The sequence below is a fragment of the Bradyrhizobium sp. genome (assembly GCF_052389815.1).
Lineage (GTDB): Bacteria > Pseudomonadota > Alphaproteobacteria > Rhizobiales > Xanthobacteraceae > Bradyrhizobium.
In genome coordinates this window covers 26,626-49,014 of sequence record NZ_JBQTHN010000001.1, presented here as the reverse complement: position 1 = coordinate 49,014, position 22,389 = coordinate 26,626, and the positions used below count along the sequence as shown (strand labels likewise).

Sequence of the window (22,389 nt, the reverse complement as noted above, 5' to 3'; positions counted from 1 at the left end):
ATGATCCGGACGCGGACCGCGGCGTTGGCACCGGCGCTGGCCCTGCTGTTGTCCGCAGCGCCAGGAGCCGCACAGACGCCGGGCAAAGACGGCTATCTCGGGAACATCGAGCTGTGCAACCGCACGGACCTCGCGGCGCTCGACAGCCGGATCAGCGGGTGCACGGCGCTGATCGATGCAGGTCATAGCACCGCCGTCGCCCGGGCCATCGCCCATAACAATCGCGGCAATGCCTACATCGCAAAGGGAGAGCTCGACCGCGCCATCCAGGACTTCGATCTGTCGATCAGGCTCGATCGAAACTATGTCAAGCCGCTCAACAATCTCGGCGTGGCTTACATCAGGAAGGGCGAGCCGGACCTTGCCATCGAGACCCTCGACAAGGCGATCAGGCTCAATCCCAACTACGGCAACGCCTACGCCAACCGGGCCGCGGCCTTTCTGAAGAAAGACGACTACGTTCGCGCGGCACAGGATTATGACGAGGCAATCCGTCTTGATCCCGGCCTGACGTCCGCCTGGCACGGACGCTGCTGGACGCAGGCGATCCTCGGTCAGTTGCAGGCGGCACTGCAGGCCTGCAACAAGGCCCTTCAGTCCGGATTGAACAGCGCTGCAGCACACGACTCGCTCGGGCTGATCCACCTGAAGATGGACCAACCCGGGGCAGCCATCGATCACTACAGTGCCGCGCTGCGCCTCGATCCAAGGCTGGCGAGCGCGCTTTATGGACGCGGGCTCGCCCGGCTCAAGGCGGGCGAGCAGGCCGCCAGCGAAGCCGATATCGCAGCAGCAAAGGCGATGGCGGCGGGGATCGGCGACGAATTCACGCGCTATGGCGTGCGCTTTTGACAGGTACAGCCACCTCCAGGCGATGCGTCAACGCAACCGCTAGCCGATCGTCGCCGCCATCGGCCTTGCCTTGTCGACACCGCCGACGATCGCGAGCTTGACCGCCCACGAGATGCGCCCGGTGACCCAATCGCTCTGGTGCAGCCGGTGGTCATCCAGCGGATTGACCATCCGGTCGAAAGAGACCTGCTCGACCTCGAGCAAGCCCTTCATGAACGCGAAGCGGCGGAACACGTTGACGCCGGCCTCGTGCGCCAGTTGGCCGATCGCCTCGACCATCGCGATCGCCTTGTCCTTCTTGGCCGGCGTCAGCATGGCCGGCACATACTGGACGTCCATGAGGACGACGTCGGCATGCGCTTCGTTGCGCAGCCTGACGAGTCCCTTGCGGATGGCCGCGGTGGTTTCGTCGAACGAAGGCGGTGGCGGATCGTTGTCGGGACGCTGCCAGACCGCATTGGTTCCGACCTGCCAGATCACCAGATCGGGCTTCTCGGCGATGACGTCCCTGTCGAACCGCTCGAGCTGGATCGGGGCTTCCTGACCGCCAATCCCCTTGTTGGCGATGGTGATCCTTGCGTTCGGATAGTGCTCATCGAGGAATGCCTTCAGCCGCGCCGGATAGGGCTTCACGTCACCTTCGCCGGCCGTCGTCGACGAGCCGATCGCGACGACCCTGACCCGTTCCCGGGCAAGGCCCTGCGCAAAGTGAATCAGGCCATGGTCGAAGGGGATCGGCTCGACCGGAATCCGTGAGGGATCGACGTCCATCGGTCACCTGTCAGTCCAGCATGAACAACGTGAGGTAGAAGAACGATAGCGCATCACGAACGCTGGCGGTAGATATCCGGCCGGTTCTAGTAAGCTTCCCGTCCAAGCATGAGATCGATGGTGTGGGCGGCGATCTTCCTGAGCTGCGCCTCGTCACCGAAGGCGCGCTCCAGCACGGCGAGGCCGCGCGTGACGGTTGCGATGTGCAATGCCGCGGCCTCGGGGTCTCCCTCGAACTCGCCGCGCCTGGCGCCCTCGGTCAGAGCTTGCCGGATCAGGCCGGTGATGCGGGTCATCAGCTCCGCGAAGGCTTGGCGCGCGTTCTCATCCAGCCCCTCGCCTTCCGCCGCGCCCAGCTCCATCAATCCGCGCGTGGTCGGACAGCCCCGGGGCGGCGAGCCGGAACGAAAATTCCTGATGGTCAGGTCGAAGAATGCCGTGAGGCGTCTTCGCAGGGAACCCGAGCCGAGCGCCTTTTGCAGCACGCCGACATATTCGCTCGCATAGCGCTCGTAGGCCACGAGGAACAGTGCCTCCTTGCTGCCGAAGGCGTTGTAGAGGCTGCCGCGCTGCACGCCGGCGTCGCGCGCGATATCGGAAAGCGACGTGCCGCGCACGCCCTTGCGCCAGAACTGCTCGAAGGCAATGCGCAGGACCTCGTCGTGATCGAACTCGCGCGGTCTCAAGGTTGTCCTCCTCCGAACGCCACGGTTCGTCTCGATTCTCATGGTGAGGAGGCGCGCTTGCGCCGTCTCGAACCATGAGGCCGGGCTGGTGGCCTTCATCCTTCGAGACGCGGCCCAAGCGGCCGCTCCTAAGGATGAGGGGATAGAACCGGTTTGGCGTCCCTTAACGCATTGCAAAAAGTATTTGACACCACGTCAAGAACGTGACGTTTATTCTAAACATCGTGTCAAAAACTGCAAGGAGGCCTCGTCATGCCGATCATTCACGTCTCGCTGCGCGCCGGGAAGCCGCCAGCCTACCGGCAGGCGATCTTCGACGGGCTTTACCGGGCGATGCGCGAGACGTTGCAGGTGCCGGAGGACGACCAGTTCATGACCATGTCAGAGCACGACGCGGCGAATTTCCGCACCGGCACGGCCTACGGCGTCGCCCGCAGCGCCGACGTCGTCTACATCCAGATCACCGTGTTCGACACCCGCACGCCGGAACAGAAGAAGGCGCTGTTCAAGCGGACCGCGGAGCTGCTCGGCAAAAATCCCGGCATCCGGCCCGAGGATGTGTTCATCACCGTCCTCCCCAGCGCGAAGGAGAACTGGTCGGTCGGCAACGGTGTCGCGCAGTTCGCCTGAGGCGACGAGCGTGCTTGCGACGGGCGGCAAGGAGCGATTGGCGCTGCGCCTGCCCTGCTGCTAGAACCCCACGCCATGCCAGACCTGACCCAGCTTGCCCTCTACTTCGCCGCGGCCCTGCTGCTCGCCGTCACGCCCGGACCGGGCATCTTCTACGTCGCGGCGCGCACGCTTGCCGGCGGACGCGCGGAGGGCGTCGCCTCCAGTTTCGGCACAGGGCTTGGCGGCATGGTCCACGTGCTCGCCGGCAGCCTCGGCGTCTCCGCCATCGTGCTTGCGAGCGCCGAGCTGTTCACCGCTCTGAAGCTGGTCGGCGCGGCCTATCTTGTCTGGCTCGGCTATCGCACGCTCCGCGCAGCGCGCCGCGACGCGTCCGCAGGCTTGCAAGGCGACGCCGCGGCGCCGCCGATCGGGCCGCGGCGGGCGTTTCGCGAGGGCGTGCTGGTCGAGGCGCTGAACCCGAAGACGGCGGCGTTCTTCCTCGCCTTCATACCGCAGTTCGTGGACCCAGCCGCAGGCACCATCGCCCTGCAGTTCGTGGTGCTCGGCTTCGTGTCGGTGGCCCTCAACACCCTTGCCGACATCGTCGTCGCCTTCGCAGCCAGCCGCATCCGGGAAGGCGCCGCGGCGCGGCCCGCATTGATCCGCCGGCTGCGCGAGGCTTCGGGAGGCGCGATGATCGCGCTCGGCTTAGGGCTTGCGCTGGCGCGGCGCCCTGCGAACTGATCGCCGGCAAGTCCCGGTCAGTTGGCCGCAGCAGCGACGAGCGAGCGGTCGTCTTCGATATCCCTCCGGGTTTCGTGCGCGACTGGCTGGCCTTCCGGGACCGGCGCAGCGCGCGTCAGCAGCTTCTCTGGCGCGGGAGTGTCATTGCATTGGCCGCCGTCGGTGCGTCGGCGCTGGTACTGGGCGCGCTGGACTAGAAGGGCGGGGCTGAACGATTTGCTCGGCACCATGCGCCCAGCGCACGCATCCCGCCTCATCCCTTCACCGTCACCGCGCGCCCGATCGCCATCGGCTGCACTGGCGGGTTGGCGGCGAGCGCGGCGAGCTCCTTGATCAGGCGGTCGGCGTCGGCGGCAATCCCGTCCGGCGCCTGGATGACGAGGCGCTCCAGCGCCCAGCGGTAGGAGGAGATGCGCCGCTCCAGGCACTGCTGCACCCACTGCACGATCAGCGCGTTCTCGTCCATGCGGGCCACCGCATCGGCCTGCTCGCGCGGCGACAGCTCGGAGACCAGTTTCAGGCTGGCGTTGCGCTTGCGGTCGAGCTCGATGACACGGGCTGCAGCCGTATAGAACGGCTCGAAGCGGGTGATGTCGCTGCGCACGTCGTCGATCAGCACGCTGTAGCGCGACATGTGCGAGCGGTGCGGCTCGTCGATCAGATTGCGGCCGTACATGGTGCGGTCGAAGACGATGTTCTGCCGCCAGGGCGAAGGCAGCGGCTTGTAGTCGCCCCACACGCTCTTCCAGGCCGGTCGCGACAGCGGCGGCTCGACCAGGGGATAGGCGAGATCGCGCAGCAAGCGTTCGTTGTCGGTGAGCTGGAACTGGGAGGCCTTCATGCCGACGCTGCCGGTGACCTCCTTGCCCATCCAGCGGTGCATGTCGTCGCTGCGCATGTTGTCGCGGGTGCGCCAGAAGTCGCCGCCGCTGCAACCGGCGAGCAGCGCGCCGGTCAGGACAAGGGCAACAGCCGGGAATGAGCGCCGTGCTCCGGTGATCCGGTTCGCAAGCATTGCCGGCATGTTAATTCCCTAAACGTCAGGTGCGCCGACGGCGACGGCGTCCGGGAGCGGTCCCCTCTTCCGGTCCGCCGCCATCGCCATCGCGGTCGATGCGGACGACGGGAAGGATCAGGATGGTCCCCATGCCATCGCGCGGTGCGCCATCCATGCCGTGATCCAGGCGCCGCGCAGGCGCGTCCGCCGGGAAATCGATGATGGTGCCCATTTCCGTTCTCTCTGGTCGCCGCCCGCGCATGAATTCGCCGGCGGCCTGCCATTATTAAGAACAGCGGTTGGTTAACGGGTTCTTAATTCTCGGGCTCGAACAGTGCCGGAGTGAGACAGCGCGGCCGCAAAGTCACATCGCTAAAATTGTAACGATCGTTTTCACGGCTTGTTTTCCTTAACCGGCTCTTAAAGCCGGCTGACTAGGCTGGCCGCGAAGAGTTTCCACGAGTCGCGTACGCCGATGACCACAGCTCCATTGTTTCCGGGTTTCGACGGGCTGATGACGCTGTCGCGCCGCGAGGGCGTCGACATCCGCCCCACCCTGCTGCGCGTGCTGACCGACCTCTACGTCCAGGCCCGCTCGCACAGCCCCGACGAGGAGCGGCAGTTCGTCGAGCTGACCTCGCGCCTGATCGAGCAGGTCGACGACGCCACCCGCGCCGCGGTGCGCGCGAGGCTGGCGATCTATCCGGGCACGCCGCTGAAGACCATGATCCAGCTCGGCCTCAAGCCCGCGCATCCCAATGATCCCGTGCCGCTGGCGGACAAGATTGCGGTCGCCGGGCCCGAGCGCGCCGCGCGCGCCCCGACGGACGCTGCGCTGCGGATGGCCTCCAACCTGTCGATGCAGCCGAAGGATGCCGCCGAGATCAGCGAGCTGTTCTTCTCAGCCGACGGTCCCGAGCGCGCGGCGATCCTGCACAATCTCGACGACACGCCGCTGAAAGCCTCGGCGCGGATTCCCGAGCACCGCGCCCGGCGCGCGCTGCATATCCTGGAGATGGCGGCGTTCGCTTCCGATGCCGAGAACTTTGCGCTCGAGCTCGGCGAGGCGCTGATCCTGCCATCGCTGATCGCTGCGAAAGTCACCAGCGATCCCGGCGGCGAGCCGCTGGCTTGTGCGATGAAGGCGCTTTCGACGCCGAGCCCGATCTTCCAGCGCATATTGCTGTTCCTCAATCCGGAGTTCGGCACATCGGTGCAGAAAGTGTTCCGGATCTCGCGGATGTACGAGCGCCTGACCGAGCGCTCGGCCCTGGTGATGATATCAGCCTGGCGCGGCTCCAGCATGGCACTCGCGCGCGCGAAATACCGCCCCACTCTCTACGACGACGAACGCCAGCGCGCCCGCTGGGCGCCGGGCGAGAGGCGCCCCGCCGTGCAGCCGGCCAGCGCGCCGGGCGTGCGCGCGGGCACGGACAAGGCGGGGCGCTGATTTTCGCCGTCATTGCGAGGAGCGACAGCGACGAAGCAATCCATCGCGCCGCGTGCCGATAGATGGATTGCTTCGCTTCGCTCGCAATGACGAGCCTCAGGCTCTTTCTACTTCGTCAGATCGAGAAAATGCCGCCCTGACCGGTCCTCGGTCTCGACGATCCAGGCATCGGGATCGAAGCGGACCTCCTTGGCGAGCCGTTCCTCCACCGCTTGCTCCGCCACCGGCTCTTTCGAGACCGGCGCGAACACGCGCTCCACGGGGCGGCTGTCGTCATAGGCCGACTGCGGCGCCGGCGCATAGAGCATGGCATGGCCGTCGAGCAGCGCCACTTTCACGAACACCGCGCCCGCCTCCTCGGCGCCGCGCCGGCGCACCGCGCCGAACACGCCCTCTCCCTGGCAGCGTCGCAAATACGCCGCCACCCAGATTGCAGATTTCAATCGCATGCGAAGGACGATAGGCCAGCCGCAAGACCGGCGCCAGAGCTGTTCCCGTTTGAAGCCTTGATGACCAACCGGAAAATCATCCGCAACTGAAGCGGACTTTCCACAGCGAACCTGCACTCTCGGGCTTGATTGCCGCGCACAGCCGGCGGCGGACAATTCGTTGAATAATCAACATGACGACAACGCAGGCTTCGAAGGCAAACCGACCGTTCACATCGGCGTCGCGCGAACGTCACAGCCATTGGTTAACGGAGCGTTCTTGCCAGTACCAAGCCAACAGCCAGGGAGCAGAGCATGTCGCACGACCACCACAGCAACTATCGCCACAACGGTCCGTTCGGAAAGACGAAGTTCGGAACCAACGCAGACGACACCATTTTAGGGTCGGACCACAGCGACATCATCTTCGGCCTGCGCGGCAATGACACCATTCTCGCCGGTGCCGGCAACGACACCGCCTTCGGCGGCCGCGGCAACGACTGGATCGACGGCGGCAAGGGCAACGACTCGCTGTTCGGGGAAAGGGGCCACGATGCCCTGATCGGTGACGAGGGCAACGACGACCTGTATGGCGGCCGCGGCCGCGATCTGCTGCTTGGCGGCGCCGGCCGGGACAACCTGAGCGGCGATGAGGGCAACGATAAGTTCCTGCTCCGCAAGGGCATGGGCGTGGATACGATCGAGCATCTCGACGCCGGCGACCGCGTCGATGTGCGAGACTTCAACATCCCGTCGTTCCAGGCGCTTCTCGATTCCGCGCGGCAGATCGGGCACAATGTGCAGATCGACCTCGGCAACGGCGACAAGCTGATCCTCGAGGATGTGCGCATCGCCGACCTTCACGCCGAGCAGTTCATCCTGTCCGACGAGGTGAAGGGCGTGTCGAGCTCGCAGACGCCTTACCTGCTCAGCAGCGATCCCCACGTCTACACCGAGTCCTTGCTGACGGTCGGCGACAGCGTGAACGGCTACAAGATGGCCGGCATTCCCGACGGCCTCGGTGCCTTCGACAATGGCGATGGCACCTTCACCGTCCTGATGAACCATGAGCTTCGCGACACCGCGGGCATCGTCCGCGCCCACGGCGCCATCGGCGCGTTCGTGTCGGAATGGGTCATCGATAAGACGACGCTGGAGGTTCTGTCGGGCAAAGACCTCATCCATGACGTCTGGATGTACGAGAACGGCACCTATGTCGACCACAACGCCGCCAACAGCCCGGTTACGTTCAGCCGGTTCTGCTCCGCCGATCTTGCCAATCCGGGTGCGTTCTACAACGCGGAGACCGGGCTCGGCTTCAGCGGCAGGCTCTATCTCAACGGCGAAGAGTCGGGTGTCGAGGGGCGCGCCTTCGCCCACATCGTGGGCGGTGCCCAGGACGGCAACAGCTATGAGCTGGCTTGGCTCGGCAACATGGCTTACGAGAACCTGGTAGCCAGCGCACACACCGGCGACCAGACCGTGGTCGCAGCGCTGGATGACGGCCAGAACGGCCAAGTCTACTTCTATTCCGGCACCAAACAGGCGACCGGAAACGCCATCGAAATGGCTGGCCTGACCGGCGGCCATCTGCTCGGAATTCACGTGACCGAATTCGAGGGTTCCGCGAACAACGCGCCGAGCAGCACGACGGCACTTGGCGGCGACGAAAGCTCCACCTTCACGATGATCGACCTCGGCGACGTCAGCGGCAAGACCGGCGCGCAGCTCGATGCGGCCAGCGAAGCGGCGGGTGTGACGAGCTTCCTGCGGCCGGAGGACGGCGCGTGGGATACCCTCAATCCCAACCGTTTCTACTTCGTCTCGACGAATGCGTTCAACCAGCCAAGCCAGCTGTGGGCGCTGGACTTCATCGATGCGGCGCACCCCGAGCTCGGCGGCACCATCAAGCTGCTGCTCAACGGCAGCGAAGGCCAGCAGATGTTCGATAACATCGCCGTCGATGCCCACGGCAACGTCATTCTCTGCGAAGACGTCGGAAACCAGGCTCACCTCGGCAAGGTCTGGCAGTACAATCCTGCAACCGACACGATGACGGAGCTGGCCCAGCATGACGCGAGCCGCTTCGTCACGGGAGGTGCGAACTTCCTGACCCAGGACGAGGAAGCCTCCGGCATCATCGACGTCTCGCACATCCTCGGCAGCGCCGGGGAAAACGTCTACCTGGTCGACACCCAGGCTCACTACAACGCTGGAGCCGAACTGGTCGAAGGCGGCCAGTTGCAGCTGATCCACCAGTATCTCGTCTGACGGCAATCGCCCGACGAAGATCACCGCTCGATGCGGAGGTGCCGGATCAGTGGCCGGCACCTCCGCTGCTGTCAAACGGCTGTCACAAACCATCGACAGTAAGTAGCGGTTTCGTTTCCTTGATGTTCCCGGTCGGCTGTTCGAGACAACTCCTCACCGGAAAGCCGCGGAGCAATTGCGTGTGATGATGGCTGCGCAGGAAGGCGTTCCTACAAGCGCAGGGTCGGAGCTGCGCGCAGCACTCGGATCGTGCCGCTCGGCCGTTCTGGGGATCGCGGCGTTCAGCGGACTGATCAACGTCCTGAGCCTGACCGGCTCGCTCTACATGCTTGAGGTGTATGATCGCGTGTTGCCTGGCCGCAGCGTGTCGACGCTGGCCGGCCTGACGATCATCGCGGCCCTGCTGTTCGTTTTTCAGGGCGTTCTGGAAGTCTTTCGTGGGCGCATGCTGGTCCGAATCGGCAACCAGATCGATTGGCGCGTCGGTGACCGCATCTACGATCTGGTGGTCCGTCTTCCGCTTCGTTCGCGCGGCAGCGGCGACGGATTGCAGCCGGTTCGGGACGTCGACACCATTCGGTCAGTGATTTCGGGTTTGGGCCTGCCTGCCCTGTTCGATCTGCCGTGGCTGCCTTTCTATCTTGCCATTTGCTTTGCCTTCCATCCCCTGATCGGTGCGACAGCGCTCGGCGGCGCGCTCGTGCTGGTGATATTGACGCTGCTGACCGACCGGCTATCGCGGCAGTCCGTGCAGCGGGCGTCGGGCTATGCCACTGCGCGCAATCGCCTGGCGGAAGCCAGCCGCCGCAACGCGGAAGTCCTGATCGCGATGTCGATGTCCTCGCGCTTCCTGGCGCGATGGCGCAAGCTGGGCGACGACCATCGCCGGCAGCAAAGAATAGCCAACGACATATCGGGAGGCTTCGGCGTCGCGGGCCGGATTCTGCGCATGATGCTGCAATCGGCCGTGCTCGGCGTGGGAGCCTATCTCGTCATTCAACAGGAAGCATCCGGCGGAATCATCATCGCCAGCTCGATCCTGACGGGTCGTGCACTGGCACCTGTGGATCTCGCCATCGGGAACTGGAAGAACTTCATCGCCGCGTTCCAGAGCTGGCAGCGTCTCAACGGACTCATGGCGGCCCTGCCCGTTTCCGCCGGCAAACTGCCATTGCCGGCGCCGGCGCGGTCTCTTGTCGTCGACAAGCTGTCGGTCTCGGCCCCTGCATCAGAGAAGGTGCTGGTCGCCGATGTCAGCTTTCACCTGAAGGCAGGCAGCGGGCTTGGCATTGTCGGCGCCAGCGGCTCAGGAAAATCCTCGCTGGTGCGCGCCCTCGTCGGCGCATGGCGGCCGTTACGCGGCGTCATCCGGCTCGACGGTGCATCGCTCGATCAATGGTCGGCCGATGCGCTGGGCGACCATATCGGATACCTGCCGCAGGACGTCGAACTGTTCGAGGGTACCATCGCCGAGAATATCGCGAGGTTTGCCCCGGACGCCTCCATGGAGTCGGTGCTCGCCGCGGCCAGCGCGGCCGGCATCCACCAGCTCATCGTGAGCCTCCCCGATGGATACAACACCGAGATAGGCGAACAGGGAGCAATGCTGTCGGCGGGCCAGAGGCAGCGGGTGGCGCTCGCGCGCGCCCTCTTTGGCAATCCATTTCTCGTCGTGCTCGACGAACCCAACTCCAATCTGGACATCGAGGGTGAAGAGGCGCTGACCCGTGCCATCCTCGGCGTTCGGGCGCGCGGAGGCATCGTCGTCATCGTCGCGCATCGGTCCAGCGCGCTGGTTGCCGTGGATTTCGTGATGACGATGCTGCACGGACGACAGCAGGCCTTTGGACCCAAGGAAGAAGTGGCGTCGCTGGTGGCAAGGCGGGAGGCTGCGCCGGCCGCGCCATTCAAGGTCGTCGTCCCCCAACCCGCCGCATCGCCATGAACGCCTCGACAACAGGCGAAAGCCGCAGCCTGCGCCGACATCTGTTCGCCGGAACCCTTCTCGCGGCGGTGTTGACCGGGGGGATCGGCGGCTGGGCGGCCACCACGGAACTGTCCGGTGCGGTAACCGCCGCCGGATCCGTCGTCGTCGATTCCAACGTCAAGAAAGTCCAGCACCTTACCGGCGGCATCGTTGGAGAGCTGATGGTCCGCGAAGGCGACCGCGTCCGCGCCGGAGACGTCCTGGTGCGGCTCGACGAGACCGCACTGCGCGCGGGCCTTGCCATCTACGCCAAGGGGCTGGACGAGTTGCGCTCCCGCAAGGCCCGTCTTGCCAGCGAACGGGATGGCGCCGACCGCTTCGTGGTCGCGCCAGAGCTGCTCGACAAGCCTTCCCCGGAGTTAGTCGCAGCGCTCGACAGCGAACGCAAGCTGTTCGAGCTGCGCGCGACTGCGCGGCGGGGGAAGAAGTCGCAGCTTCGCCAACGGATCGCGCAGCTCGAGGATGAAGTCCGCGGCTACACGGCTCTGCAGCAAGCCAAGGCCGAAGAGATCGAACTGATCGAGCGCGAGCTAACGGGGGTGCGGAGCCTCTGGCAGAAGAATCTCATCCAGATCAATCGCCTTACCCTGCTGGAGCGCGAAGCCGCGCGCCTCAAGGGCGAACTCGCACAGTCGATCGCCTCTACCGCACAAGTCAGGGGCAAGGTCACCGAGATCGAGCTGCAGATCATCCAGATCGATCAGGAGCTCAGCAGCGAAGTCGCGAAGGAATTGCGCGAGATCGACGGCAGGATCGGCGAGTTCGTCGAACGCAAGATTGCGGCCGAGGATCAACTGAAGCGGGTGGACATACGCGCCCCGCAAGACGGCATCGTGCACCAGCTCAATGTCCATACGGTCGGCGGCGTGGTAAGCCCGGCCGATCCGGTCATGCTGATCGTGCCTGAAGCCGACCTGTTGATGGTGGATGCCAAGATTTCCCCCGCGGACATCGATCAACTCTACGTCGGTCAACCCACGGGCCTGCGCTTCTCCGCATTCAACCAGAGCACCACGCCGGAAATTCAGGGAAAGATCCGCCGCATCTCCGCCGATGTGACGCCCGATCAGCGCACCGGCCAGAACTTCTACACAGCGCGCGTCTCGATAGCGCCCGACGAGTTGGCCCGACTCGGCAACGTCAAGCTCCTGCCCGGCATGCCTGCGGAGGTCTTTGCCAAGACCTACGATCGCAACATCTTGTCCTACCTGACCAAGCCGCTCTCGGACCAGGTTGCGCGGGCCTTCCGCGAGCGCTGACGCAGGACGACGGAGCGCCGACCGACCGGCACCCCGGCGAAGCTCTAGTCGATCGGGCGTCCCGTCATCGCGCCGAGCTCGCGCACCAGGCGGTCCGACATCTGGCCGGTCGGCGGCAGCTTGCGGTCGCGCTCGAATTTGAGGATCGCGGCCTGGGTGTCGGCGCCGATCAGGCCGGTCGGCTTCAACTGGCCGTAGCCATATTCGGTGAGCGCGCGCTGGACCGCGGCGATCCTGCGGCCGGCGGCGGTGTGCGGCGTCGCCGCGGGCACCGGCGCCGGTGGACGCACGATGGCGGTTGACGAGGCGGCGGCAGCGGGTGGCGCTGCGGTCCTGGCGACGAGGTTGCTCATCGCGTCCGGCTTCGAGTCGGCCTTGGACTCGGAGACCTTGACGTCCGCCGGCGTCAACTCGACGGCGCGCGCGTTGGCCTCCGCCGGGCGCGGACGCGGCAAGGGATTGGCGGCCGGCTGCGCCGGCACGACCACGACACTCGTGCGGAACATCGGCGAAGGGTGACGGCCGGCCTGCAGGAACAGCGCATTGGCGACGATGGCACCGATCGCAGTCGCCGCAAGCAGGCCCGCGATCACGTCCTTCGGGCTGTGTAGGAGAAGCCGCATCAACAGGCCGCGCTCTTCCTCGACGGCAACCGCCTTGGCACCACGGCGGCGGCGCGGCATCTCGTCGTCCACTGACTTTCTAGGCACGTTTCTTCACCTGATAGGGTTGTTCTGACGGCATGGAACGCGGGGCCGGCGTCAGTGTCGCGACGTTGCTAACGGGCTCGCCGGCGACCGGCGGCGTGTAGAAGAGCGGCAGCGCGACTGCAACCGTGGTGCCTTCGCCGACCCGGCTCTGGACGTTCATCTCGCCGCCATGCAGCGCAACGAGGCTCTTGACGATGGAGAGCCCGAGGCCCGTGCCCTCGTGGCGGCGCTGATAGGCCTTTCCCGCCTGGAAGAAGGGATCTCCGATGTGCTTCAGATCCTCGGCGGCGATGCCGACGCCGGTGTCGGCGACGCGCAGCACAAGGCGCGCGCCTTCGACCGCAGCGGATGCCGTGACGGTGCCGCCGCGCTCGGTGAACTTGATGGCGTTGGAGACCAGGTTGAGCACGATCTGCTTGAACGCGCGCGGATCGCCCGTGATCTCGGGCAGATCGTCGGGTGCGCGGGTGACGAGATCGATGCCGTTCTCGCGCGCCTTCAGCGCCAGCAGATTGCAGCAATTGACCAGCGCGGCGCGCGGCGCAAACGGCTCCGGCGTCAATTCGAAGGTACCGGATTCCATCTTCGACATGTCGAGGATGCCGTTGACGACCGACAGCAGATGCTGGCCGGAGTCGTGGATCAGCTGGGCGTATTCCTTGCGCCTTCTCGCATCGAGCATCAGGAGCTCTTCCTGCATGATCATCTCGGAGAAGCCGATCACGGCGTTCAGCGGCGTGCGCAGCTCGTGGCTCATGGTGGCGAGGAAGCGCGACTTGGAGGCGTCGGCGCGCTCGGCGGCGGCGCGCGCCTCCTGCAGCGCCTGCGCCTGCGTCTTGCGGTCGGTGACGTCGCGCATCACGGCGACGACTTCGCCGTCCCCGGACGGCACGCCCTGCTCGAGCGGGCGGCAGCGCATCTCCACCCAGACGAAATCGACGGTGTTGCCCTTGCCGTCGCGGCGCAGGCGGAATTCGACGCTGCGGCCCTCGCCGCCATGCGCGCTGTCGGCAAGTGCGGTGAGATAGGCGGGCCGATCGGTGACGTGGACGCGGTCGAACAGGCCGTGGCCGAGCAGGCCGGAAGCCGGCGTGCCGAGCACGGCTTCCGCCGCCGGCGAGATGAACTGCACCGCGCCATTCTTGCGGTGGCGCGAGACCACGTCGCTCATGTGGCGCGCCAGCAGGCGATAGCGGTCTTCCTCGACATTGAGCAGCGACACGCTGGTGCGCGCCAGCGATTCCGCGCCGAAGGCGAGGCCCGCGGCATAGAGCGTGGCCGAGGCGACGCCGAGGCCCATCATGACGTTGCGCAGCGCCGGATCGCCGGCTTCCTGCGCCGGCAGCCAGCCCGACTGGCCGGCCGCGATCAGCAGCATCGCGCAGCTCAGCGCGAGCGCGGCTGCGAACGTCACCACGCGGCGCGAGGCGGAAAGCGCAGCTTCCAGCGGCACCACCACCAGCCAGATCGCCGCGACGGATTCGATGCCGCCGGTGAACAGCGCGATCATCACCACGGGGCCGGCGAGCGCCAACGAGGAGAGCACGTGCGCGCCCTCGTAGCGCCCGGTGCGCGACAGGAACCAGGCGAGCAGGATGGGCGCGATCAGCCAGGCGAAGGCAACGACTTCCAGAGCGGTCGGCGCGCCGCGCATGGCCAGGTACACGGGGAATGCGGCGAACGCCGCCAGGCTGCCGATTAGCCGCGGCGCGATGAAGGCCCGATGGCGCGCGCGGGTCAGCGCGCCGTATCGCGCCGAGGGATGCAGCAGCGCATCAAGACAATCGCGGATGTGACTTATGATACTCACGTGAATTCGCGCTTCGGCTCGTTCCGTCAAAAGACGCGCCGGAACGCCTCCTTTATCTTTCGGCTCACCGTGTCAGAGCGACATTAAACGAACGCTAAGGCGGCCGCGTTCACCAGCTTGGTCGCTGATTTGCCGGGGTTTTAGCCCGCCGCGTGCAGCCGAATTCACCGGGATGGTGAACGCGAAGTTTAGAGATCGCTCCCGCTATGGTTTCGAAATGGTGCACGCGCACCTCACGGCCTTTCGAATCGGCGTCGATCGAAAATTTGCGGCGGAACTCTGCGCGCGGCATTCTTCGCAAATTTTCGCCGAATTAATCTCAATGCAAACACTTGCGCTTTATCTGGACTCGTTAGTCGTGCCGTGCCGCGCCGATGCGCGGACGGCAACAAGGGACGGACGACCGGGTCGCAAGATGTGGTTCCTAGTGCGTTTGACGTTCTGGCTCGGGCTGGTGCTGGTGCTCCTGCCGCGGGACAAGACGCCCGAATCGGAGAAGCTGCCGCAGATCGGCGCCTCCGAAGCGGTGCAGGCTGCGACCGCGGCGATGTCCGACATGAGCCAGTTCTGCAAGCGCCAGCCCGCGGCATGCGAGGTCGGCGGCCAGGCCGCCACCGCGATCGGCCAGCGCGCCGCCGACGGCGCGCGCAAGGTCTACGGCATCATCACCGACAAGGCCGAGAAGGCCGAAAGGCCCGACAAGGCCGACAAGCCGGAACCGGCCGACAGGAACCACAAGATCGACAGGAAGACGCCGGGCGACAGGTCCGACAAGAAGGCGCCCGATCATACCGGCTCGATCGGCACCGTCGCGGATGCCGAGCAGGCCATGGCCACCGAAGCGCCGCGCGACACGCTGACGGCGGACGACCTCGCCGTGGAGTGGCGGCCGCCGACGCCATAATCCAAATTTGGGGCCGCCGCCGGTTCCATTTCCATCGCTTTTGGTCGTCCGTGACCCTATATAGTCCGAAAGACGAGGCGGACACGGGCCAATATGAGCATCAACGAAATCAGGGAAAACTTCGAACTGCTGGACGAGTGGGATGACCGCTACCGCTACGTCATCGAGCTCGGCCGCACGCTGGAGCCATTGCCGGAGGAAGAGCATTCGCCCGCGAACAAGGTGCAGGGCTGCGTCAGTCAGGTGTGGCTATCGAAGCGCGTCGACCGCAGTCACGGCGAGCCGCGCATCAACTATCGCGGCGACAGCGACGCCCACATCGTGCGCGGCCTGGTTGCGATCGTGCTGGCGCTGTATTCCGGTCGCACGCCGAAGCACATTCTGGATACCGACGCGCTTGCCGTATTCGAGGAATTCGGCTTCCGCGAGCACCTGACGCCGCAGCGCTCCAACGGCCTGCGCTCGATGGTCGAGCGCATCAAGACCGACGCGCGTGAGGCGCTGGCGGAAGCGTCGTAGGAAATGCGAAGGCCCTTCCGTGGATTTCAGCTCCGGAAGGCCCTGTTTCCAATTCAGCCACTCTCGCCAAGTGACACGGAACCGCGCACCACTTGCGCTCCGATCAGCGGCGGCCGACCCGATTGACCGGGCCGCCGCGATTCATCGGCGTCCCCGGCCGTACGCCTACTCCCGGCGCGCCAACGCCAGGCGTCACCACGGCGCGCGCCACCGGGCGTGGCCGCAGCGCGACGCCGGGCCTGACGACGCAGCCGACGGGGTAGTCGATGTATTGGCAGTAGACCACGGCGGCACTTGCCCGCTCTGTGCTCGCAGCCATGAATCCAACGATTAGAGCCGCGGGCAATGCAATCGAAGACTTCATGTCGGCCTCCTTCGGTCCAAGAGTTCTCTCTGTGCTCCACAAGATGGTCGCCGACTTGACGCAGATCAACGATGCCAGGCATTGGGCTGGCAACGTCAATCGTGCTGTCGGTTTTTTTCTACCGCCCCCACAATAAGCGGTGAGTTTGCGTGACATGAGCGCAACACCGAGAGCCGAATCGGAAGCGGTCTCCACCAATGGACGAGACATCGAGCCGCTGATCGATGCACTGTCATTTCCTGTCGGGAGGACACTCAGATGACACCGTGCACATCCGGACCAAAGCCCCGCTATCAGCTTTTTTGTGCAACCGTTGGCTTCGCAATGGCCACGGCGGGATTCTTGCCCGACGCCGCATATGCGGACGAAAGCGGAGTCTCGTATTGGCTACCTGGCCGGTTTGGCAGCCTCGCCGCGGTCCCGACCGCACCCGGATGGTCCATGGCGGCAATATATTATCATACCAGCGTGTCGGCGTCGGGTGCGACGGCCGCAGCAAGGGAAATTCAGGTCGGTAGATTCCCCGCGACCGTGAACACCAGCCTGAATCTCAACCTGGATGCGCAGGGCGATCTCGTCATACTCAACCCTACTTACACGTTCGCGACGCCGGTGCTGGGCGGACAATTGGCCATTGGCGTAGCCGGCCTGTTCGGTCGGTCTAGCGCCGATCTTAGCGGGACTCTCACGGCTACCGTCGGACCGATCACGGTGACGCGCACGGGAAGCATCGGCGACTCCATCACCTCCGTCGGCGACCTGTATCCGCAGGCGACGCTGAAATGGAATGCCGGTGTCCACAACTTCATGACTTATGTGACGGGTGACATTCCCGTTGGCGCCTACGATCCGAGGCGCCTCGCCAATCTCGGCATTGGTCACGGCGCCATCGACGGCGGCGGCGGCTACACCTATTTCAATCCGCAGACGGGGCATGAATTTTCCGCTGTCGCGGGGTTCACCTACAACTTCAAGAACCCGGACACGCAATACCAGAGCGGCATCGACTTCCATGTCGACTGGGGCGCTTCCCAGTTTCTCTCCAAGCAGTTCTTCGTCGGCTTGGTGGGATATGCCTATCAGCAGATCACCGACGATTTCGGGCAACATCCCGTCCTGGGTGGTTTCCGGTCGCGCGTCATTGGCGTCGGTCCGCAGGTCGGATTCCTGTTTCCGGTTGGCGACATGCAGGGTTACCTGAACCTGAAGGGATACGGCGAATTCGCTGCGGAGAACCGGCCCGCAGGCTGGAATACGTGGTTGACGTTCTCGATCTCCCCGATGGCACCGCCCAGCACGGTGGTGCCGACGCGTCGAATGGCGACCAAATGAAGGAGAGCGCCCTGGCTGGGTTGCCAGCCTTGTGTTTGAAATAGTCGGGTGCTTACCTAAGGAAGTATTGCAACGGCTGCTCTCGAATGTCCCGGGCTGTCGTCATGAAGAAGATTCGGAAAGAGCCGTTGGTGCATTTCCTGCTGGTTGGTGCCGTCTTGTTCGGTGCCTACGCCTGGATGCGCACGCCGGAAAATCCCGCCGCCAACAAGACAGCGAAAATCGACATCACCGCGGGCGATGCCCGCTGGCTCGCGGAAAACTGGGCCACGCAATGGCGGCGTCCGCCAACCCGTGATGAGCTTCGCGGACTGATCGCGGACTACCTGAACGAACAGTTGCTCGCCCGCGAAGCCCGCGCCCTGGGTCTCGAGGACAACGACGTCATCATTCGGCGGCGCCTGGCGCAGAAATTGACCTTCATCATAGACGATACCATGCGTCGTGCTGAGCCGACGGAAGAGGAATTGCAACGATACTATGACGCCCATGCGCGACGCTTTCGAAGCGACGCTCGCATCTCGTTTGCGCATATCTATTTCAGTCCGCAGCGGCGCGCCGATGCGCGTTCGGATGCAGAGAATGCGTTGAAGCTGCTCGTCGCGGAGGGCGCCACGGCATGGAATGCCAGCCTCGGCGATCGCCTTTTGGTGAGATCCGAGCTGCGCGACGAAACCGAGCAGTCCGTCTCCAGCACATTCGGTCCCGACTTTGCGCGGGCAGTGTTCGCACTCGAGGCTAGCAGTTGGAGCGGCCCGGTCCAATCTGGATACGGCATGCACCTGGTCCGTGTTTCGGCCATGAAAGAAGCGAGTGTGCCTCCGCTATCCGAAATTCGCGAGCGCGTCACGGCGGAATGGAAGCGCGAGCGGGAGATGGAGGCCAAAGAGCGATATCTAGCCGAACTGCGCAAGAAGTACGACGTTGTCGCCGACGAGGAGGTAAAGGCGCTGATCGGGTCTCAAGGCGAGCGTCGGGATGATTGACATGCGTACCCGCCAGCTTGACCTCGCCGCCTGCCTGTTTCGATCTTTGAAGCCGGGACTAATCGCCGCCCTTGTGCTGTTGGGGGCGCAGTGGCAGTGCATTGCGCACGAGGTCCGACCGGCCTACCTCGCAGTGCAGGAGAATCGCACAGGCGAGTTCGAGGTGCTGTTCAAGACGCCGATGCGGGGCGACCTGCGCCTCGCTCTCACGGCAACTTTTTCCGGCAGGGCCGATGCCCTTATTCCCGTCACCACGCGAACGACGAGCGACGCTGCGGTCCAGACCTGGCGCTTCAAAGCCGTCGATCCATTGCGCGGCCAGGTCGTTGCTATCGCCGGTCTTGAAAACACCATGACGGACGCTCTGGTCCGCGTCGTATTTCTGGACGGCAGCTCCTGGGTTCGCCGGCTGACGCCGCAGGAACCATCCGCAGCGATCCCGGCGCGTCAGAGCGGCTGGTCCGTGGCCGCACTCTATCTCAAGCTCGGCATAGAACACATCCTGCTCGGTGTCGACCATCTTCTGTTTGTGCTTGCGCTGCTCATCATCACGCGCGGCACATGGCTGCTGGTGAAGACGGTGACCGCGTTCACGGTCGCGCATAGCATCACGTTGGCGCTGGCAACGCTGGGATACGTGCATGTGCCGTCAGCTCCGGTGGAGGCGCTCATCGCGTTGAGCATTGCCTTCGTGGCCGTCGAGATCGTCCGCCAGTGGCGCGGACACGAAGGCTTGACGTCGAGAGCGCCATGGCTCGTGGCGTTCACGTTCGGCCTTCTGCATGGGCTCGGTTTTGCCGGCGCATTGAGCGAGATCGGTCTGCCCGAGGGGCAGATTCCCCTGGCGCTGTTTTTCTTCAACTTCGGCGTCGAAATCGGCCAGTTGCTGTTTATCGCCGCAATACTCGGCATATTTGCAGTGGTCCGGCGCGTTCGCTGTTCCTGGCCGGGTTGGGCACGCTTGGCTGCGCCTTATGCCATCGGCAGCATCGCCATGTTCTGGGTCATCGAACGTGTCGCCGCATTTTGAGTTGCGGCAATCATTGAGGAGGGAGACAAATGACGAGGACGTTATCGCAGCAACCGGTTCTCGCCGGGCTGATCGCAGCCGCTCTGGTCTCGCCGGTCTTCGCGCAGGATGTCGGCACACCGACAAAGGAACAGCTCCAGCAGGCCCTGCCGAAGCCTCCCTATTCGCCCTATGCGGACCGCGATTTCCCCACACGGCCGTTCTTCGGCGACACCCATCTCCACACCTCGTTTTCCATGGATGCTGGTGCATTCGGTGCCCGGCTAGGCCCCAAGGACGCGTATCGCTTTGCCCGCGGCGAGCAGGTCATCTCCTCGACGGGCCAGCCGGCAAAGCTCTCGCGCCCGCTCGACTTCCTCGTGGTCGCCGATCACTCCGACAACATGGGGTTCTTCCCGGACCTGTTCGCGGGCAAGCCCGATGTGCTTGCCAATGCAACCGGACGCAAGTGGTACGATTTGATCCAGTCCGGCAAGGGCGAAGAGGCCGCGATCCAAATCATCGTCGCTTTCTCGCAGGGGACGTTCCCGAAAGACCTCATGTATTTTCCGGGCACGCGCGCCTATCGAAGCGCCTGGCAGGAAACAATCGCAGCCGCAGAGCAATACAATGAGCCGGGCCGCTTCACCGCCTTCATCGGCTACGAGTGGACCTCGAACACCGGCGGCAACAACCTGCACCGCAATGTCATCTTCCGCGACAACGGCGACAAGGCCAGCCAGGTCCAGCCGTTTACCGTCTATCCGCCCTACGGCAGCGACAATCCCGTCGAGCTCTGGAAATGGATGGAAGCCTACGAGCAAAAGACCGGCGGCAGCGTGCTCGCCATTGCGCACAACGGCAATCTGAGCAACGGATTGATGTTCCCCGTCGTCGAGGCGTTCGGAAAGCGGCTCGACCGTGACTACGCCGAGCAGCGCGCGAAGTGGGAGCGGCTCTACGAGACCACGCAGACCAAGGGCACCGGCGAGGCCCATCCATCCCTGTCGCCGAACGACGAGTTCGCCGCCTTCGAGATTTGGGACAAGGGCAACCTGGACGGCAGTGTTGCAAAGAAGAAGGAAATGCTGGAGTTCGAGTACGCCCGTTCGGCCTACAAGAACGGCCTGAAGCTCGAGCGGCAGTTTGGCGTCAATCCATACAAATTCGGTCTCGTCGGCAGCAGCGATTCCCATACCGGGCTCACCGCGATGGAGGAAGATAGCTTCTTCGGCAAGACGGTGCCGCAGGAGCCGAGCCCGCGCCGGATATCGAATGTCTTCGTAAGCAATTCCGCAAGCGGCGTGAAAGTCATGGACTGGGAGGTGGGCTCATCCGGCTACGCCGCGGTGTGGGCCAAGGAGAACACCCGCGCGTCCCTGTGGGATGCCATGCAACGCAAGGAGACTTACGCGACCACCGGTACTCGCATGATCGTGCGTTTCTTCGGCGGATGGGACTTCGCCGCCCAGGACGCGAGTAATCGCCTGCCCGCTCAGATCGGGTACACCAAGGGTGTCCCCATGGGGAGTGACCTGCAGGCCGCCCCGCAAGGCAAATCGCCCTCGTTCCTCGTGGCCGCACTGAAAGACCCGATCGGGGCCAATCTCGATCGCTACCAGATCATCAAGGGTTGGCTCGATCGCAATGGCAATCTGCAGGAGAAGGTCTTTGACGTTGCCTGGTCCGGTGACCGCAAGCCGGGCAGCGACGGCAAGCTTCCGTCCGTCGGCAACACCGTCGATGTTGCGAACGCGACCTGGACCAACACGATCGGCGCGCCTGAGTTGATCACGGTGTGGCGGGACCCGGAGTTCGATCCGAGCCAGCCGGCCTTTTACTATGGGCGAGTGATCGAGATCCCGACCCCGCGCTGGACCGCCTACGACGCAAAACGATACGGGATCGCGCCGCTGCCGGGCACGGCGATGACCGTCACCGAGCGCGCCTACACCTCACCCGTCTGGTACACGCCGGCGAAATAGCAATTAGAAGGCCAGGAGCGAGCGAGTGGCCGTCATGGGCAAGCATCGCAAGACAGCCGTTACAGGTCCAGCGACATGGGCTTTCCTGCTCAGCCTACTGATCGGTTGGTCCGGGCCGCAGGCTGCAGCCTGCGGCTATCATGACGATGTATCGCTCGCGCGCGGCGTCCTGAACTGGACCTACCCGGACGCGCTTCACGTCGTGGGCGCGATATCGACGGCAGTCGCCGAAAGGCGGCTGCCGGCGCCAGCTCCCGCGGGTGGCGGGTTCGGGCTTCTCGGCTATCACGGGATCGCGCGTGCGCTTGACCAACATGCGCAGCAGCTGCGCTCGTCGTCGGACGAGAAATCACAGCCGTCCTTCTCGCTGTTACTGATCGAAGCGATGCTGTGGAGCCGCTTCGTTTCGGAAGGCGGCGATGTGCAACCGCAGGTCCACGTGCCCGGTCCGCAAGCGGGAGACTTGGTGGTGATTTCCGGCGAAGACGTCATTCGGGAAATCGTCCACAGCCGATTGTCGATTGGCGAAGCCTATCGCCATGGGCTCATCCGCCTCTACGGAACAGAAGAGCAGCTGAGAGCCTTCTTGGCCCGCTATGATCAAGTTGGAAGCATGCATTCCAACTGATCCATGGGCACGCGCAACCCGTCGCAGTCTCCGCGGCTGCCCCCCTGGAAACAACGCGGCCATCAACTTCAGTGCGCCAAGCTAC

Annotated in this window: 22 protein-coding genes; 14 read left to right on the top strand and 8 right to left on the bottom strand. The window is 64.6% G+C overall.

What is annotated here, in order from left to right:
• On the top strand, positions 1 to 852 hold the full coding sequence (locus ACT4OC_RS00255) for a tetratricopeptide repeat protein (RefSeq protein WP_444837085.1): 852 nt from the start codon (positions 1 to 3) through the stop codon (positions 850 to 852).
• Positions 853 to 891: 39 nt separating this feature from the next.
• Here the strand turns inward: ACT4OC_RS00255 and ACT4OC_RS00250 are convergent, their stop codons facing one another.
• Positions 892 to 1,623 (bottom strand): SGNH/GDSL hydrolase family protein, encoded by a 732-nt coding sequence (locus tag ACT4OC_RS00250; RefSeq protein WP_444837084.1) that lies wholly within the window; start codon positions 1,621 to 1,623, stop codon positions 892 to 894.
• Positions 1,624 to 1,709: 86 nt separating this feature from the next.
• Complete coding sequence (locus ACT4OC_RS00245; RefSeq protein ID WP_444837083.1) at positions 1,710 to 2,309, bottom strand: TetR/AcrR family transcriptional regulator; 600 nt, start codon at positions 2,307 to 2,309, stop codon at positions 1,710 to 1,712.
• Between the two features lie 252 nt (positions 2,310 to 2,561).
• Here ACT4OC_RS00245 and ACT4OC_RS00240 point away from each other — a divergent pair, with 252 nt between their 5' ends.
• Together ACT4OC_RS00240 and ACT4OC_RS00235 are read left to right on the top strand one after the other, a co-directional pair.
• Positions 2,562 to 2,939 (top strand): tautomerase family protein, encoded by a 378-nt coding sequence (locus ACT4OC_RS00240; protein WP_444837082.1) that lies wholly within the window; start codon positions 2,562 to 2,564, stop codon positions 2,937 to 2,939.
• Positions 2,940 to 3,014: 75 nt separating this feature from the next.
• On the top strand, positions 3,015 to 3,665 hold the full coding sequence (locus ACT4OC_RS00235; protein ID WP_444837081.1) for a LysE family translocator: 651 nt from the start codon (positions 3,015 to 3,017) through the stop codon (positions 3,663 to 3,665).
• Between the two features lie 253 nt (positions 3,666 to 3,918).
• Here ACT4OC_RS00235 and ACT4OC_RS00230 read toward each other — a convergent pair whose 3' ends face one another.
• Complete coding sequence (locus tag ACT4OC_RS00230; RefSeq protein ID WP_444837144.1) at positions 3,919 to 4,680, bottom strand: hypothetical protein; 762 nt, start codon at positions 4,678 to 4,680, stop codon at positions 3,919 to 3,921.
• A gap of 25 nt (positions 4,681 to 4,705) precedes the next feature.
• Positions 4,706 to 4,894, bottom strand: a complete 189-nt coding sequence (locus ACT4OC_RS00225; protein WP_444837080.1) for a hypothetical protein — start codon at positions 4,892 to 4,894, stop codon at positions 4,706 to 4,708.
• Between the two features lie 243 nt (positions 4,895 to 5,137).
• On the opposite strand from ACT4OC_RS00225, the gene ACT4OC_RS00220 reads away from it, so the two are divergent.
• A complete protein-coding gene (locus tag ACT4OC_RS00220) occupies positions 5,138 to 6,112 on the top strand; it encodes a DUF2336 domain-containing protein (RefSeq protein ID WP_444837079.1) in 975 nt (324 codons plus the stop codon).
• Between the two features lie 107 nt (positions 6,113 to 6,219).
• Here the strand turns inward: ACT4OC_RS00220 and ACT4OC_RS00215 are convergent, their stop codons facing one another.
• Complete coding sequence (locus tag ACT4OC_RS00215; protein ID WP_444837078.1) at positions 6,220 to 6,561, bottom strand: DUF1491 family protein; 342 nt, start codon at positions 6,559 to 6,561, stop codon at positions 6,220 to 6,222.
• 294 nt (positions 6,562 to 6,855) lie between these two features.
• On the opposite strand from ACT4OC_RS00215, the gene ACT4OC_RS00210 reads away from it, so the two are divergent.
• From ACT4OC_RS00210 to ACT4OC_RS00200, 3 genes are all read left to right on the top strand, one after another.
• Positions 6,856 to 8,811, top strand: coding sequence for a hypothetical protein (locus ACT4OC_RS00210; RefSeq protein ID WP_444837077.1), 1,956 nt, complete (start codon positions 6,856 to 6,858; stop codon positions 8,809 to 8,811).
• A gap of 187 nt (positions 8,812 to 8,998) precedes the next feature.
• Positions 8,999 to 10,756, top strand: coding sequence for a type I secretion system permease/ATPase (locus ACT4OC_RS00205; protein ID WP_444837143.1), 1,758 nt, complete (start codon positions 8,999 to 9,001; stop codon positions 10,754 to 10,756).
• Positions 10,753 to 12,057: an HlyD family type I secretion periplasmic adaptor subunit gene (locus ACT4OC_RS00200; protein ID WP_444837076.1), complete on the top strand. Its 1,305-nt coding sequence runs from the start codon at positions 10,753 to 10,755 to the stop codon at positions 12,055 to 12,057. Before ACT4OC_RS00205 ends, ACT4OC_RS00200 begins: the two co-directional genes overlap by 4 nt.
• A 44-nt stretch (positions 12,058 to 12,101) precedes the next feature.
• Here the strand turns inward: ACT4OC_RS00200 and ACT4OC_RS00195 are convergent, their stop codons facing one another.
• Together ACT4OC_RS00195 and ACT4OC_RS00190 are read right to left on the bottom strand one after the other, a co-directional pair.
• On the bottom strand, positions 12,102 to 12,767 hold the full coding sequence (locus tag ACT4OC_RS00195) for a peptidoglycan-binding protein (RefSeq protein WP_444837075.1): 666 nt from the start codon (positions 12,765 to 12,767) through the stop codon (positions 12,102 to 12,104).
• Positions 12,760 to 14,568: an ATP-binding protein gene (locus tag ACT4OC_RS00190; RefSeq protein ID WP_444837142.1), complete on the bottom strand. Its 1,809-nt coding sequence runs from the start codon at positions 14,566 to 14,568 to the stop codon at positions 12,760 to 12,762. Before ACT4OC_RS00190 ends, ACT4OC_RS00195 begins: the two co-directional genes overlap by 8 nt.
• A 424-nt stretch (positions 14,569 to 14,992) precedes the next feature.
• Here ACT4OC_RS00190 and ACT4OC_RS00185 point away from each other — a divergent pair, with 424 nt between their 5' ends.
• Entirely contained in the window at positions 14,993 to 15,481 is a 489-nt protein-coding gene (locus ACT4OC_RS00185) for a DUF5330 domain-containing protein (RefSeq protein ID WP_444837074.1), read from the top strand.
• 93 nt (positions 15,482 to 15,574) lie between these two features.
• Positions 15,575 to 16,000: a SufE family protein gene (locus ACT4OC_RS00180; RefSeq protein ID WP_444837073.1), complete on the top strand. Its 426-nt coding sequence runs from the start codon at positions 15,575 to 15,577 to the stop codon at positions 15,998 to 16,000.
• 103 nt (positions 16,001 to 16,103) lie between these two features.
• Here the strand turns inward: ACT4OC_RS00180 and ACT4OC_RS00175 are convergent, their stop codons facing one another.
• A complete protein-coding gene (locus tag ACT4OC_RS00175) occupies positions 16,104 to 16,364 on the bottom strand; it encodes a hypothetical protein (protein ID WP_444837072.1) in 261 nt (86 codons plus the stop codon).
• A gap of 324 nt (positions 16,365 to 16,688) precedes the next feature.
• Here ACT4OC_RS00175 and ACT4OC_RS00170 point away from each other — a divergent pair, with 324 nt between their 5' ends.
• The 5 genes from ACT4OC_RS00170 to ACT4OC_RS00150 all read left to right on the top strand — a co-directional run bounded on the left by ACT4OC_RS00170 (position 16,689) and on the right by ACT4OC_RS00150 (position 22,304).
• Positions 16,689 to 17,696 carry a SphA family protein gene (locus ACT4OC_RS00170; protein ID WP_444837141.1) on the top strand — a complete coding sequence of 336 codons (1,008 nt, stop codon included), beginning with the start codon at positions 16,689 to 16,691 and terminating at the stop codon, positions 17,694 to 17,696.
• A 104-nt stretch (positions 17,697 to 17,800) separates the two neighbouring features.
• Positions 17,801 to 18,682, top strand: a complete 882-nt coding sequence (locus ACT4OC_RS00165; RefSeq protein WP_444837071.1) for a peptidylprolyl isomerase — start codon at positions 17,801 to 17,803, stop codon at positions 18,680 to 18,682.
• A gap of 1 nt (position 18,683) precedes the next feature.
• Positions 18,684 to 19,712: a HupE/UreJ family protein gene (locus ACT4OC_RS00160; protein WP_444837070.1), complete on the top strand. Its 1,029-nt coding sequence runs from the start codon at positions 18,684 to 18,686 to the stop codon at positions 19,710 to 19,712.
• A gap of 29 nt (positions 19,713 to 19,741) precedes the next feature.
• Positions 19,742 to 21,676, top strand: a complete 1,935-nt coding sequence (locus ACT4OC_RS00155) for a DUF3604 domain-containing protein (protein ID WP_444837069.1) — start codon at positions 19,742 to 19,744, stop codon at positions 21,674 to 21,676.
• Positions 21,677 to 21,701: 25 nt separating this feature from the next.
• Positions 21,702 to 22,304 carry a hypothetical protein gene (locus ACT4OC_RS00150; RefSeq protein ID WP_444837068.1) on the top strand — a complete coding sequence of 201 codons (603 nt, stop codon included), beginning with the start codon at positions 21,702 to 21,704 and terminating at the stop codon, positions 22,302 to 22,304.
• Positions 22,305 to 22,389 lie beyond the last annotated feature (85 nt).

Excerpts from the sequence above, each read along its gene's own strand:
- ACT4OC_RS00205 (WP_444837143.1), top strand. The coding sequence starts at position 8,999 with ATGGCTGCGCAGGAAGGCGTTCCTACAAGCGCAGGGTCGGAGCTGCGC.
- ACT4OC_RS00200 (WP_444837076.1), top strand. The coding sequence starts at position 10,753 with ATGAACGCCTCGACAACAGGCGAAAGCCGCAGCCTGCGCCGACATCTG.
- ACT4OC_RS00165 (WP_444837071.1), top strand. The coding sequence starts at position 17,801 with ATGAAGAAGATTCGGAAAGAGCCGTTGGTGCATTTCCTGCTGGTTGGT.
- ACT4OC_RS00240 (WP_444837082.1), top strand. The coding sequence starts at position 2,562 with ATGCCGATCATTCACGTCTCGCTGCGCGCCGGGAAGCCGCCAGCCTAC.
- ACT4OC_RS00235 (WP_444837081.1), top strand. The coding sequence starts at position 3,015 with ATGCCAGACCTGACCCAGCTTGCCCTCTACTTCGCCGCGGCCCTGCTG.
- ACT4OC_RS00170 (WP_444837141.1), top strand. The coding sequence starts at position 16,689 with ATGGCCACGGCGGGATTCTTGCCCGACGCCGCATATGCGGACGAAAGC.
- ACT4OC_RS00210 (WP_444837077.1), top strand. The coding sequence starts at position 6,856 with ATGTCGCACGACCACCACAGCAACTATCGCCACAACGGTCCGTTCGGA.
- ACT4OC_RS00175 (WP_444837072.1), bottom strand. The coding sequence starts at position 16,364 with ATGAAGTCTTCGATTGCATTGCCCGCGGCTCTAATCGTTGGATTCATG.
- ACT4OC_RS00180 (WP_444837073.1), top strand. The coding sequence starts at position 15,575 with ATGAGCATCAACGAAATCAGGGAAAACTTCGAACTGCTGGACGAGTGG.
- ACT4OC_RS00160 (WP_444837070.1), top strand. The coding sequence starts at position 18,684 with ATGCGTACCCGCCAGCTTGACCTCGCCGCCTGCCTGTTTCGATCTTTG.
- ACT4OC_RS00230 (WP_444837144.1), bottom strand. The coding sequence starts at position 4,680 with ATGCTTGCGAACCGGATCACCGGAGCACGGCGCTCATTCCCGGCTGTT.
- ACT4OC_RS00220 (WP_444837079.1), top strand. The coding sequence starts at position 5,138 with ATGACCACAGCTCCATTGTTTCCGGGTTTCGACGGGCTGATGACGCTG.
- ACT4OC_RS00155 (WP_444837069.1), top strand. The coding sequence starts at position 19,742 with ATGACGAGGACGTTATCGCAGCAACCGGTTCTCGCCGGGCTGATCGCA.
- ACT4OC_RS00255 (WP_444837085.1), top strand. The coding sequence starts at position 1 with ATGATCCGGACGCGGACCGCGGCGTTGGCACCGGCGCTGGCCCTGCTG.
- ACT4OC_RS00185 (WP_444837074.1), top strand. The coding sequence starts at position 14,993 with ATGTGGTTCCTAGTGCGTTTGACGTTCTGGCTCGGGCTGGTGCTGGTG.
- ACT4OC_RS00250 (WP_444837084.1), bottom strand. The coding sequence starts at position 1,623 with ATGGACGTCGATCCCTCACGGATTCCGGTCGAGCCGATCCCCTTCGAC.
- ACT4OC_RS00215 (WP_444837078.1), bottom strand. The coding sequence starts at position 6,561 with ATGCGATTGAAATCTGCAATCTGGGTGGCGGCGTATTTGCGACGCTGC.
- ACT4OC_RS00225 (WP_444837080.1), bottom strand. The coding sequence starts at position 4,894 with ATGGGCACCATCATCGATTTCCCGGCGGACGCGCCTGCGCGGCGCCTG.